Origin of the sequence: Tenacibaculum mesophilum (genome assembly GCF_003867075.1) — a bacterium.
Lineage (GTDB): Bacteria > Bacteroidota > Bacteroidia > Flavobacteriales > Flavobacteriaceae > Polaribacter > Polaribacter mesophilus.
On sequence record NZ_CP032544.1, the window covers coordinates 2522013 to 2535491 of the forward strand.

Annotated in this window: 11 protein-coding genes; all 11 read left to right on the forward strand. The window is 31.4% G+C overall.

Going from position 1 to position 13479, the window contains the following annotated elements; translation table 11 throughout:
• Positions 1–130 precede the first annotated feature (130 nt).
• From D6200_RS11405 to D6200_RS11455, 11 genes are read left to right on the forward strand one after another with little or no spacing between them, the layout of a single operon-like run.
• Positions 131–1639: a pyridoxal phosphate-dependent decarboxylase family protein gene (locus tag D6200_RS11405; RefSeq protein ID WP_047787947.1), complete on the forward strand. Its 1509-nt coding sequence runs from the start codon at positions 131–133 to the stop codon at positions 1637–1639.
• Between the two features lie 5 nt (positions 1640–1644).
• A complete protein-coding gene (locus D6200_RS11410; RefSeq protein ID WP_073182283.1) occupies positions 1645–2967 on the forward strand; it encodes a lysine N(6)-hydroxylase/L-ornithine N(5)-oxygenase family protein in 1323 nt (440 codons plus the stop codon).
• Positions 2954–4147: an MFS transporter gene (locus tag D6200_RS11415; RefSeq protein WP_240627175.1), complete on the forward strand. Its 1194-nt coding sequence runs from the start codon at positions 2954–2956 to the stop codon at positions 4145–4147. The genes D6200_RS11410 and D6200_RS11415 overlap by 14 nt, the downstream gene beginning before the upstream one ends.
• A gap of 3 nt (positions 4148–4150) precedes the next feature.
• The gene (locus D6200_RS11420; RefSeq protein ID WP_073182282.1) at positions 4151–6568 is read left to right on the forward strand and encodes a GNAT family N-acetyltransferase; all 2418 of its coding nucleotides are present in this window, start codon (positions 4151–4153) and stop codon (positions 6566–6568) included.
• 2 nt (positions 6569–6570) lie between these two features.
• Positions 6571–7161, forward strand: coding sequence for a GNAT family N-acetyltransferase (locus tag D6200_RS11425; protein ID WP_047787944.1), 591 nt, complete (start codon positions 6571–6573; stop codon positions 7159–7161).
• Complete coding sequence (locus tag D6200_RS11430; RefSeq protein WP_083574781.1) at positions 7151–8971, forward strand: IucA/IucC family protein; 1821 nt, start codon at positions 7151–7153, stop codon at positions 8969–8971. The genes D6200_RS11425 and D6200_RS11430 overlap by 11 nt, the downstream gene beginning before the upstream one ends.
• 1 nt (position 8972) lies before the next feature.
• A complete protein-coding gene (locus D6200_RS11435) occupies positions 8973–9557 on the forward strand; it encodes a nitroreductase family protein (protein ID WP_047787942.1) in 585 nt (194 codons plus the stop codon).
• A gap of 3 nt (positions 9558–9560) precedes the next feature.
• Positions 9561–10670: a heparan-alpha-glucosaminide N-acetyltransferase domain-containing protein gene (locus tag D6200_RS11440; RefSeq protein WP_047787941.1), complete on the forward strand. Its 1110-nt coding sequence runs from the start codon at positions 9561–9563 to the stop codon at positions 10668–10670.
• Positions 10671–10672: 2 nt separating this feature from the next.
• Positions 10673–11698 (forward strand): alpha/beta hydrolase, encoded by a 1026-nt coding sequence (locus tag D6200_RS11445; protein WP_083574780.1) that lies wholly within the window; start codon positions 10673–10675, stop codon positions 11696–11698.
• 7 nt (positions 11699–11705) lie between these two features.
• On the forward strand, positions 11706–12635 hold the full coding sequence (locus D6200_RS11450; RefSeq protein WP_073182281.1) for a sterol desaturase family protein: 930 nt from the start codon (positions 11706–11708) through the stop codon (positions 12633–12635).
• A 12-nt stretch (positions 12636–12647) separates the two neighbouring features.
• The gene (locus D6200_RS11455) at positions 12648–13478 is read left to right on the forward strand and encodes a crotonase/enoyl-CoA hydratase family protein (RefSeq protein WP_240627176.1); all 831 of its coding nucleotides are present in this window, start codon (positions 12648–12650) and stop codon (positions 13476–13478) included.
• Position 13479: the final 1 nt, after the last annotated feature.

Here is a 13479-nt window from a genome sequence, read left to right on the forward strand (position 1 = left end):
GTACACTAAATACTGCGCTTTCTTTTTATAAAATATACCACTTACGTCATTTTAAATTCCATTTGCGTCATTTAATTTGTTTGGTCTAAATATATTTTTGCTTCAAATTATTAAGACTAAATAAAAATAAATGATTCTAAAAACTCCCCCTTCATTAAAAGAATTGTCATTAAATAGTTATTTGTTTAGTGATGAGTCTGTAAAGTTATATGAAGAATACATTCAAAAAACATTTTCTTATATAGAGCGGTTTTTATCTAACAGAACTTTTTATAAAGGAGATGAGCTTGCAGAAATTCTAAAAAACAAAGAACAAGCTAAGCTAATAAATATTGAGGAAACACAAGCGATAGATAGTGTTTTAGAAGAGCTAAACAATTTATATATAAAAAATGCTATTGCTTTTCACAATCCAACTTATGTAGCACACCTAAATTGTCCAATTACACTCCCTTCTATTGTAGCAGAAATGATTGCAACTACAATTAATACAGCCGTTGAAACATGGGATCAGAGTACTTCGGCAACTTTTATAGAAGAAGAAGTAATTCAATGGACTTCAAAAGTATTTAATATGTCTGATAATTCAGATGGAGTATTCACAAGTGGAGGAACACAGTCTAACTTTATGGCAATGTTAATGGCCAGAGACGATTATGCTTTCAAACATTTTGGCATAAACATTAAGCAACATGGGTGGAGTAATGAAATAAGTAAGTTTAGAATTTTTTGTTCTGAAAAAGCCCACTTTAGTATTCAAAAGAGTGCAGCTCTTTTAGGTATGGGATATGATGCTGTTATTCCAGTAAGAGTAGATGAAAGAATGCAAATGGATACTAACGAGTTAGTCTTGGCTATAGAAAAAACAAAACAAGAAGATAATATTCCAATTGCAATAGTAGCTACATTAGGAACTACCGATTACGGTAGTTTTGATTCAATTAAAATCATAGGGAAAATTGCTAAAGAAAATCAAATGTGGCTACATGCAGATGGAGCATATGGAGGAGCCTATGCACTAACGAACACGCATAAAGAATATTTTAATGGTATTGAAATGGTTAATTCAATAACGGTTGATTTTCATAAAACTCTGTTTCAACCAGTAAGTTGTAGTGCTTTTTTGGTAAATAATAAACAATATTTTAAGTACGTATCATATTATGCAGATTATTTAAACCCTATTGAAGAGAAAGATTCTCAAAGACCAAATCTTATAGAAAAATCTATTCAAACGACACGTCGTTTCGATGCCTTAAAAGTTTGGTTAACTTTAAAAACTCTAGGAACAAAAACAATTGCTAACTACTTAGAAGAAGTACATTACCTAGCTAAAAATGTATACTTAGAAATTAAAGATAAAGACTGTTTTGAAACTGTACATGAACCAGAATTAAGCACACTAGTATTTAGGTATAAAGCACAAGGTATTAAAGAGAACAGGATTCATGATGCTATAAATTTATATATAAAGAACACTTTATACAAAGCAGGAAAAGCATCCATAGCAAGTACCAAATTAAATGGTAACATATACCTAAAATTTACGCTACTAAACCCTAAAAATACAATTAACAATCTCCTATACATTATAGAAATGATTCAAACTACAGGAGAACAATACAAAATAACAAACTAGAAAAAATGAAGAATAATACAGTTGATTTTATAGCCATAGGTGTAGGACCTTTTAACTTAGGTTTAGCTTGCTTATCAGAACCAATTGAAGATTTAAATGGAGTGTTTCTTGATAAAAAAGAAAAATTTGATTGGCATCCAGGAATGTTATTAGAAGATACAACTTTACAAGTTCCTTTCATGGCAGATCTAGTAACTCTTGCTGATCCTACAAATCCTTTTAGTTTTTTAAATTATATTAAAGAACAGGGCAGAATATATTCTTTTTACATACGAGAAAATTTCTTGTTACTTAGAAACGAATACAATCATTATTGTCAGTGGGTAATTAGTAAACTTTCTAATATATATTTTAATACAGAAGTAACGAATATAGACTACGATCAAAAAGACGGCATTTATGTAGTTACTAGTGTTTGCACAAAAACACAAGAAATTAAAATTTATAAAGCAAAAAAACTGGTTCTAGGAACAGGAACACAACCTTACACTCCTGCTTGTTGTAAAAAGTTAAAAGATATTGCTGTTCATTCATCACAATACTTACCTAACAAAGAACAACTACAAAATAAAAAAAGGATAACAGTATTGGGAAGCGGACAAAGTGCTGCTGAAATATTTTTTGATTTATTACAAGAAATAGATACTAAAGGATATGAATTGAATTGGATTACCCGCTCACCACGTTTCTTTCCTTTAGAGTATGCTAAGCTAACATTAGAAATGACTTCTCCAGAGTATGTAGATTACTTTTACAACTTACCAGCATCCAAAAGAGATGCACTCATTAAAAATCAAAAGCATTTATACAAAGGGATAAATCAAGATTTAATAGGAGCTATTCACGATACATTATACGCAAAAAGAGTCCTATCAAAAGAACCATTAAAAATTTCATTACGTACTAACTCTGAATTGAAAACTACCAAGGTATCAGATGAAGGCATTAAACTAGAACTTCACCAAGTAGAACAAGACAAATATTTTGAACATGAAACAGATGGACTTGTCCTTGCTACAGGATATGAATATAAATTACCAGAGTTTATTGAAGGAATTTCAAATAGAATTCTATGGGATGTTAAAAATCGATTTGATGTACAGCGTAACTATTCAATTGATGAAAATCATAATGAAATTTTTGTTCAAAATGTAGAATTATATACACATGGATTTGTTACACCAGATTTAGGGATGGCTGCTTACAGAAATTCTTATATAATCAAAGAAATAACAGGAGTAGAGCATTATCCTATTGAGCAAAAGATAGCATTTCAGCAGTTTGAGGTTACACAAGAGGAAGAAATAGAGCTCAATGTCTTTGCATAAAGGTATGAAGTTAAAAACATTTTTAATAGTAATGACGTTGGTTGCAGTAGTAAGTGATTATTTACTGCATCCATTTTATCCACAATTTTTTGAGCTTCGTTTTGGAATGACAAACCCTAAAAATGTAGGATATTACTTTGCAGCCATCTGTTTTATGGTAATGATTGCATTTCCATTTTGGGCATATATTTCTAAAAAAATATCAGAATTAAATATTCTAGTGTACACCCAAGCAGTTGCAGGCGTATTAGCATTGTATTGTTACTACACTACATCGTACATTAATTTTTGGGTAGTATCTCTTATCATGGTACTATTTAAAGGAAGTTATTTACTGGTATATCCGTACATTTTAAAAATCATTACAAAAGAAGAACATCCAAGTACAATCGGATTGCTTTCAGTAGTGGTACATTTAGGAGGTATTTTAGGAGCTGTGCTGGGAGGTATAACGGTAGATTATATAAACCCAAGTAGCATTTTTTTAATAATGGCAGCAGGAGATTTTATTCAAATGGCTATGAGTGGTTATTTATTAAAAAGTAAAAAGTATGCTACCGATTTAATCATTTCAGAAGAATCTACCGCTACTGATAAAAAGATAATTCCGAAAGGATTTATCTTGAAATTAGGACTAATTACGTTGATATTATACTTCAGCGACTTTTTAATTAGGCCTTTCTTTTCATCATATTGGGAAAGTTTTTCAACGTACAAAAGCAAATTGGTTTCAGGCACTATATACGCTATCCCGGGCTTTGTAGCCTTAGTAGCCTTGTGGATTAATAATAAGCGAAAATCAAAAGGGCATGAAGGAATTATAAATGCCTTGTTTATAGGGCTAATTGGACTTATGCTACAAGGAATACCCAATGAATTAGTAGTTGTTTTAGGGCGAATTATTTATGGCTGGGCAATTTTTCAAGGAGTTGTGAAATTCGACATTTTATTATTTGAATTAAGCACGCCAGAATCATACTCGGTTGATTATAGTAAAATACATTTCTTCCAAAACTTAGGTGTATTACTAGCTTCTTTAAATGTAGGAGTTATAGTCGATAGTTTCGATTTACGAATGCCTTTTATCATTGCATTAGGCGGATTTACACTCACATTGGTCTTGTGCTTTATTGTATTTAAATCGGTAAGAAAAGTACATAAACAACTAGCTAAAACCTAAATTATGATAACAACTGATGCCATAGTTTTTTCAAAAGAGTATAAAGGTTTAGGAACAATAACCATTCGTCCTTTTCAAATAAAAAAAGACAGTGTTTTTTTACAGCAATGGGTAACTCAAGAATATGCTTTTTTTTGGGGGATGCAAAACGCAACAGTAAAAGAAGTTGAAGAAGAATATACTCAACTTATAGCCCCAGAACATTACGATGTTTTTGTAGGAATGTTTAATGGTGAACCGGCATTTATAGTAGAACGTTACAACCCGCAATTAGATATTATTAATGGTTTTTATAAAGCTAAAATATCCGATTGTGGTGTACATATTATTGTAGCACCGCCAAAAATCACTAAAACACCAAACTTTACGTGGTTTATGTTTCGAGCAATTATGGATTTTGTTTTTACAAACCCAACTATTAACAGAATAGTAGTAGAGCCAGATATTCGAAACAAAAAAATGTTTGCGCTGTGTCAACGCATAGGTTTTCAACTGGGAAAGGTGATAGAACTTCCTAACAAAACAGCACAATTAGCATTTTTAACCAAGACCAATTACCAACAAAAAATCCAATCCTTTTCACCATTTAAAAGAAGTGCCATGAATACCTTAGATAATGTGGTTTCTCCACAACAATCAACACAACATATACAACCAAAAGTGTGGCAAAAAGCCAACTTATTACTAGTGAAAAAAGCATTGTGTGAGTTTTCGCATGAACTATTAATACAACCAGTAATAATTCAAGAAGTAGATAACGGATATAAACTGTATAAAGTTTATGCAGATGACACAGAAATTCAATATGAGTTTAAAGCAAAACCAATGGCTTTGAATCATTTGATGATTGATGAAAACTCCATAAGAAAATATATAAAAGAAGTTGAAGAAGAAATTGATGCAATTACATTTATAAAAGAATTTAGAAAAGCGTTAGGAATTGCTGATGAAAAAATGCCTGTGTATTTAGAAGAAGTTATAAGTACACTATACGGAAGTGCATTTAAAATTACCAAAGGAAACCCTACTGTAGAAGAATTAGCAACGGCCGATTTTCAAACGATAGAACAATCTATGACCGAAGGGCATCCAGGGTTTGTAGCAAATAATGGTAGAATAGGGTTTGACAGCAGCGATTATCGTTCTTATGCACCAGAAGCGGGAAATTCTTTTTCGTTATTATGGTTGGCAGGACATAGGTTAAAAGCAGTTTTTTCAGCGATAGAAGCATTGCCTTATGAAAGCCTAATACATCAGGAATTAGATGTTGATACCATAGCACAATTCAACAAAATAATTGAAGAAAAAGGCTTCAGTCCAAAAGACTACTTGTTTATACCTGTTCATCCATGGCAATGGTTTAACAAACTAGCTACAATTTTTGCTTCAGAAGTAGCCAAAGGAGATTTAATTTGCTTAGGATACGGACCAGATCAATACTTAGCACAACAATCAATTAGAACGTTATTCAATATAAGCAATCCGCAGAAATTTTACACCAAATCGGCATTATCTATTTTAAACATGGGCTTTATGAGAGGATTGCCTTTATACTACTTAGGAACAGCTCCAAAAATGGCAGTTTGGTTAGAAAACCTATTATATAACGATGCTTATATAAAGACAAATGGATTTAGAATGTTAAGTGAAATAGGTTCGGTTAGCTATGTGAATCCATATTTTGAAGAGTTTGGACCACATAACGATTACAATAAAATGCTAGCTTCATTATGGAGAGAAAGTCCGTATTCCGTGGTTAAAGAAAACCAAAAACCACTAACGATGGCAGCATTATTACATGTAGATTATTACGGAAAAGCATTGTTGCTGGAAATGATTAAAGACTCAGGTATTTCAATAGATAATTGGTTACGTAGCTATTTAAAAGCGTACTTAAGCCCAATGTTACACTGTTTTTACTATTACGATTTAGTATTTATGCCACATGGGGAAAACATTATTTTGGTATTAGAAAATAACATTCCTGTATATGCTTTACTAAAGGATATTACGGAAGAAGCATGTATTTTAAATCCTGAAGTTGAGCTACCAGAAGAGTTAAAAAGAATGTATGCGCCAGTACCAGAAGATGTCAAATTACTATCCATTTTTACAGATATGTTTGATGGGTTCTTTCGCTTTTTAGCTCCAATTTTAGAAAAACATGCGAATTATGGAGAGCATCGTTTTTGGGAACTCGTAGCAGAAAATATTCATGAATATCAAGAGCAGTTTCCTGAACTGTCAGGCAAGTTTAAACAGTATGATTTGTTTGCTGAAGATTTTAAACTTTCGTGTTTAAATAGGTTGCAATTAAATAATCATAAACAAATGATTGATTTAGATGACCCTGTTGCCCTACTCCAATTTGCAGGAAAGTTAAAAAACCCTATAGCGGTATTTAAAAACCAAGAAGTATAATTATGGTTCAAACGTATCAAAAAATATTTAGTAAAGAAATTATTGGGTTGGGGGTAATCAACATTCGTCCATTTCAATTAGAAACAGATACACCAATGTTACATCGTTGGGTAACTCAACCCTATGCAAAATACTGGGGAATGTTAAATAAGTCTGTAGAAGAAGTACATGCTGAATACCAAGAAATAGAAAATAATCCGCATCATTATAGTTATGTAGGAATGATAGGGAGTACCCCAGTGTTTTTAATGGAGCGTTACAAAGCTTCAAAAGATAACATAGCAGACTATTACGATGTACAAGAAAATGATTATGGTATGCATGTTTTAGTAGCGCCTGTAGAAAAAAGAATACCACAGTTTACATGGCATGTGTTTTCAACTATTATCGATTATTTTTTCAGTTTACCACAAGTGGAAAGAATTGTTGTAGAACCCGATGTGAATAATGAAAAAATTCATGCGCTAAATAAAAAAGCTGGTTTTAAATACCAAAAAGAAATTGAGTTACCTCATAAAAAAGCAGCCTTAGCTTTTTGTACAAGAGAGACGTATCAATCAGCTTTAATTAAACTAGAACAACATGACAAATAATATAGCCCATTTACAACCAAAGGTATGGAGTTTTGTAAATCGTCAATTAATAAAAAAAGCAATCAGTGAATTTTCACATGAGCTTATTTTAACTCCTGAGTTTATTTTAGAAGAAACAGATGGCTGTATATACCTGATTACCTCAGATAATAATGAGTTCACGTATCAATTTAAAGCAAAAAAGTATGCTCTCGATCATTGGTTGGTTGATGAAAAAAGCATTATTAAAAAAAATAATATATCGAATGAAGTTTATTTAGATGCACTACATTTTATAACAGAGTTTCAAAATACTCTTGGTATTCCTGATGAGTTTTTAGCAACTTATTTAGAGGAAATAACAAGTATACTTTCAGGAGCAGCATATAAGTATGTTAACGAGAAATTTTCAGCTAATTCATTGGCTGAAAAAACCTTTCAAGAAATTGAACACGCGATGACTGAAGGTCACCCCTGTTTTGTAGCGAACAATGGGAGAATAGGGTTCAATATTAAAGATTATCAAAAATATGCACCAGAAAGTAATCAATCGTTTAAACTTTTATGGATAGCAGCTCATAAAAAATATGCTACCTACACGGCTGTTAAAAATTATGAATATGAAAAACTTTTAGAGAGCGAATTAGGAAAAGAAAAATTAGCATCATTTAAAGAAGTTGTAAAGAAGCAAAATGTAGCTACTGAAAATTACATTTTTATGCCTGTGCATCCATGGCAATGGAAAAACAAAATTGTAGCTGTTTTTGGAGCAGATATTGCTCAAAAAAATATCATCTTAGTAGGAGAAAGTGATGATGAATTCTCTGCGCAGCAATCTATTAGAACACTTTTTAATGCGTCACATCCAGAAAAGTTATACACAAAAACAGCTCTGTCTATTTTAAACATGGGCTTTATGCGTGGACTTTCTCCATATTACATGCAAAGTACGCCGCATATTACTCAATGGATAACAGATTTGTTAGCAGATGATATTTACCTACAAAACAATGGGTTTACCATGTTAGGAGAAGTGGCAACAGCGGGGTATCACAATCATTATTATGAAACTTTAGGGAAAACGAATCCGCATAACAAAATGTTATCAGCTTTGTGGCGTGAGAGCCCGTTTACAAAAATAAGCTCTAATCAACGCGTGTTTACGATGGCTGCTTTATTGCATATAGATTACCAAGACAAATCATTGTTAGCGGCTTTAATAGAAATTTCACCTTATAACACAACTACCTGGATTCAACGTTATTTAAAAGCCTATTTAGCACCTTTATTACACTGTTTTTATAAGTACGAATTTGTGTTTATGCCACATGGAGAAAACCTAATTCTAGTGCTAGAAGAAAATACACCAGTGCATGTGTTAATGAAAGATATTACAGAAGAGGTTATTGTTTTTAACGAAACAATGCACTTACCTGAGCATGCTAAAAGATTGTTTGTTAAGACTTCAGATAAAATGAAAGTGCTTTCAATTTTTACTGATGTGTTTGATTGCTTCTTCCGTTTTATGGCTCAACAGTTAGATTGTTATTCAAGTTTTTCAGAGGATAATTTTTGGCAATTAGTGGCAGATTGTGTGTATGAATATCAAGAACAACATCCTGAGTTTTCAGAAAAATATAAGCAATACGATTTATTTGTTAAAGAATTTGATCGCTGTTGTTTGAACAGGTTGCAGTTAAGTAATACCAAGCAAATGCTCAGTTTAGCTAATCCGATTGAAAGTCTAAAGTTAGAAGGAGTATTAAAAAACCCACTTGCAAGGTTTAAAAAAGAAACAGTAAAAACGGTACAATCTTTAGAAAGTATTTAATATGAGTTTTAAACAGATAACTAAAATTATACAAGAACGAAAAACCACCTACGCGTATGATTTTTCGGATAGAAAAATAGAGAAGGAAACGATTGAAGCAATTGTAACCAATGCGCTATGGGCACCAACTCATAAATTAACCCAACCCTGGAAGTTTGTAGTGTTAGAAGGAAAACATAGAGAAGCATTAGGTGAGTTTATGGCTAATTATTATCGAAAAATATATTCAGAAGAAGAATTTTCTAACGAACGTTATAAAGAAACAAAAAGGTATGCCAGTAAAGCCAGCATGATAGGAGTGATTTTTAAACCTAGTAAGAGAGCACAACTCCCGGAATGGGAAGAAATTGCAGCTATTTCAAGCGCAGTACAAAACATGTGGTTAAGCTGTACAAGTCTAAATTTAGGAAGCTATTGGGATACCAGTATAGCAACTATAAAGTATGGTGAAAAAGAAATTAGCTTAGAAGAAAATGAACAATTTTTAGGTGTTTTTTTTATAGGACATGTAAAAGAAAATCTTCCTAAAGTAAATAGAAAACGAAAGCCACTATCTAAAAAATTAAGCTGGCATTTTAAAGAATAAAAAATGGAACAAAAAAAGAGAGTATTAGCCATAGATATGGCAAGAGGAATTAGTGTTTTATCTATGATACCTGTTCATTCCATGATTATATATTCGACAATGGATACTTGGAATAATTCTTTTTTAGGAAAGGTAGCTCAAGTATTAGAAAAAGGAACTCCTATGTTTTTAGTCGTGATGGGGTTTTCTTTTGTGTTTTCAAGTAAGTTAAGCATGTTTAAAATCTTTAAAAGAGGAATAAACATTTTAGCAAAAGGGTATTTACTTAATATTTTAAGATTTGCAGTACCCATGTTGTTATTTGGAGGATTCCCTAGAGCTTTTATAGAAGGTAATGGGCTAACTCTAGGAGATTCATATAATTATCTGTTTTTTATTTTATTGGGAGATATCTTGCAGTTAGCTGGGATTTCCTTGATTATAATGGGAGTTATAATCAAGTTTATTAAAAACAAGTATGCAGCTTTAACCTTAGCATTACTTATTGTTTTTTTCACAGGAGAATTAAGTGGTTATAAACCTAACATTGTTGGGGTAGATTATATATGTGATTTATTATGGGGAAAAACCTACAATGTTTACTTTCCTGTATTTCCATGGATGTCGTTTATTTTAATAGGATTATTCTTTGGAATGTGGTATCAAGAAAGTAATAATAATATTGTTTTAACATATAAAAGAATGCTAGTTTCAGGTGTTTTATTTATGTGTATAGGTGTAGTATTATGCTATTATAATTATGAATATCATTTTGGTGATTACTATCATTTAGGGCCAGGAGGAACCATAGCTTTTATTGGAGTGAATTTATTTTTAGTTTGGTTTGGGCATATATTAGTAACCTGTATTCCACACAATAAACTGTACGATGTAATTTATTACTCAAGTAAAAATGTAACAACATTTTATTTAGTACAGTGGGTACTTATATACTGGGGAGTATTGTTTTTTGGATATTCATCACAAACAAGTCAGTTAAAACTATTAGCAATTATTATAGGAATTACATTGCTAACATTTGGTGTTCTTTGGACAAAGAAAAGAGCAATTAAACTAATAGCAAAGCAAAAACAATCTTCATCTACAAAAAGAGTAAAACAAGCAATTACATAGTTATGAAAAAAATAGTTATGATACTAAGCTTGTTTATAGGAGTAAAAACGTATACACAAGTAAACTTAGCAGGAAGCGATGGCTTAGATTTATATGTTCAGGAATTTTTAGAAGTTATTCATTCTTATCAAGGTCCACCGTTGCAGGACTTACCTTTAGAGATAGGAAGGAATGCCATGGAAAACATACAAAAAGATTCCACATTAACCTACGATAAAGTAACCTTTACTAAGGTTTCTTTTAAAGAACAAGATAAACAAGTAAATACAGTAATTGTAAAGCCAAAAAAAACAAAAAAATTATTACCTGTATTACTTTATTTTCATGGAGGTGGATGGGTGTTTAATAGTTTTAAAACGCATAAACGATTAATGCGAGACTTAGCTTTAAAAGCAAATGTAGCAATTGTTTTTGTAGAGTATTCAAGAGCACCAGAGGTTAAATACCCCATAGCAAATGAAGAAGGATATGCGGCAACTTTGTTCATTTCAAAATATGGAAAACAATATGGGTTAGATACAAATAGAATTATTGTTGGTGGAGATAGTGTGGGAGGAAATATGGCAACAGTTGTAGCTATGATGGCAAAACAAAAAGGAACTTCTAAGTTGCTAGGACAACTATTATTGTACCCAGTTACCGATACCAATTTAAATACGAAGTCGTATGAACAATTCTCAAAAGGGCATTATTTAACGAGAGCAACAATGAAATGGTTTTGGAATGTTTACGTACCAGAAAAAAAATTATACTCATTAGCAACTGTAGCTCCGTTAAAAGCAACTTTAGAAGAGCTTAAAAACTTACCTAAAACACTTTTAATAACTGCAGAATATGATGTTTTAAGAGATGAAGGAGAAGCCTATGCAAGAAAACTAAGAATGGCAGGTGTACCAGTAGTTTCAACTAGATATGGGGGAACAATACATGATTTTATTGTACTAAACTCCTTGCGAGAAACAGTAGCATCAAAGGCAGCAGTAGCACAAATAGCTACGTTTTTAAAAAAGAATTTTTCTAAAAAATAGTTTAAATATGAATTTATCATCTATAGAAATACTTGCAGGAAAACTAGAACATATGAGTCTAATAGTACTCGTTTTAATGCTTGTTGAATGGGGAATACTAATTGTAACAAGTTATGTTGAAAAAAATAAAGAAGGAGTCGTAAGTATTGTTTCGTATCTAATACAAAGTATTCCTTACTTCTTATTATCAAAAATATTTATTGTTGGCACTATGTTTTGGTTGTATGAAAACAGAATTTTTACTCTAGGTTTTCAATGGTATATATGGATTGCAGCATATTTGTTGTATGATTTTACAGTGTTTTTTATTCATTTTTTAGGACATAAAGTTCGAGTTTTATGGTGTGTTCATGGAGTACACCATACGGCTGAAGAAATGAATTTAACCGTGGTTGCTAGAGGATCAATTTTTGATGTGTTTTTCACTCCGTTCAACTTTATATGGCTTCCAATATTAGGTTTTCACCCATTAATGATTTTTGTAATTGAACCCATTGCACGCCTTTATGCAACACTAACACATGTAAATGAAAAAGTTATAGGAAAGCAAAAATGGTTAGATAAACTATTAATAACACCTTCAGTCCATAGAGTACATCATGCAAAAAATCATATTTATTTAGATAGAAATTATGGTGAAACCTTTAGTATTTGGGATCGTTTATTTAAAACGTTTCAAAAAGAATTGGATAATGAAAAAATAGTCTACGGAATCATGCATGAGAAACTTAATAGTGAGAACTTATGGCATGTGCAGTTTTTACTATGGAAAGAATTATGGTTGGATATAAAAAAAGCTCCTACCTTACTAGATAAAGTAAAATACCTTTTTATGCCCCCAGGCTGGAATCACATTGATGGAGGAAAAAAAGCAAAAGAATATAGAGACGAAGCATGGAAATTTAGGATTAAAAAGAACTCATTAAGTACACGCTAAAAATAAAAAAGGATGATAAAGCAATATGAAAATTTTAAAGTAGACTATTATCCAGAACATGAGATGATTGTTTGGAGTATTAAGTCAAAAGGTGTTCCTAATTTTTCACCAGAAATATTATGGGAATTTAAAGACTTTGCTAAAGATTTAAAAATGATGTTTGCAGACAAGGTTTATCCATTAAAATATATTGTATCTGCCTCTACACATAAAGAGATATATAATTTAGGAGGAGATTTACCCTATTTTTTAAAAAACATCAAATCTGAAAATAAAGAAGTATTATCAGAATATGCTAATTTATGTATAGATGCTATTTACAACATCTATAATACTTTTGGGCTGCCTGTACTAAGTATTGCTTTGGTTGAGGGAAATGCTTACGGAGGAGGTTTTGAATGTGTAATGGCACATGATATTATACTATCTCATAAGTCAGCTAAATTTTGTTTACCAGAAAACAAGTTTCATCTTTTTCCAGGTATGGGAGCTTATAGTTTTTTATGTAGAAAACTAAATATAAAAGCAGCTCTTAAAGTGTTATACACAGGAAACATATACAAGGCCGAAGAATTAGAAGAAATGGGTTTGGTAGATTGTGTTTTTAATGAAGAAACGGGAATATCATCTGTTATAAATTATATGAAAAAATCAAACTTTAGCTTTCAATACAATCACTATAAATGTATAAAAAGAGTTTTTCCTTTACAAAAGAAAGAGTTGAAAGACATTACTGCCATGTGGGTAGATGCTTGTTTGAATTTAGAAAGTAAGAGTTTACGTAGAATGGAATTAGTTATAAATGCACAATTAAGAAAGTTAAAGTATGAGTTAAAACCCTAAT

Bases quoted from the DNA above. Each gene is read 5' to 3' on its own strand.
- D6200_RS11440 (WP_047787941.1), top strand. From the start codon at position 9,561: ATGGAACAAAAAAAGAGAGTATTAGCCATAGATATGGCAAGAGGAATT.
- D6200_RS11420 (WP_073182282.1), top strand. From the start codon at position 4,151: ATGATAACAACTGATGCCATAGTTTTTTCAAAAGAGTATAAAGGTTTA.
- D6200_RS11410 (WP_073182283.1), top strand. From the start codon at position 1,645: ATGAAGAATAATACAGTTGATTTTATAGCCATAGGTGTAGGACCTTTT.
- D6200_RS11415 (WP_240627175.1), top strand. From the start codon at position 2,954: ATGTCTTTGCATAAAGGTATGAAGTTAAAAACATTTTTAATAGTAATG.
- D6200_RS11455 (WP_240627176.1), top strand. From the start codon at position 12,648: ATGATAAAGCAATATGAAAATTTTAAAGTAGACTATTATCCAGAACAT.
- D6200_RS11445 (WP_083574780.1), top strand. From the start codon at position 10,673: ATGAAAAAAATAGTTATGATACTAAGCTTGTTTATAGGAGTAAAAACG.
- D6200_RS11405 (WP_047787947.1), top strand. From the start codon at position 131: ATGATTCTAAAAACTCCCCCTTCATTAAAAGAATTGTCATTAAATAGT.
- D6200_RS11430 (WP_083574781.1), top strand. From the start codon at position 7,151: ATGACAAATAATATAGCCCATTTACAACCAAAGGTATGGAGTTTTGTA.
- D6200_RS11435 (WP_047787942.1), top strand. From the start codon at position 8,973: ATGAGTTTTAAACAGATAACTAAAATTATACAAGAACGAAAAACCACC.
- D6200_RS11425 (WP_047787944.1), top strand. From the start codon at position 6,571: ATGGTTCAAACGTATCAAAAAATATTTAGTAAAGAAATTATTGGGTTG.
- D6200_RS11450 (WP_073182281.1), top strand. From the start codon at position 11,706: ATGAATTTATCATCTATAGAAATACTTGCAGGAAAACTAGAACATATG.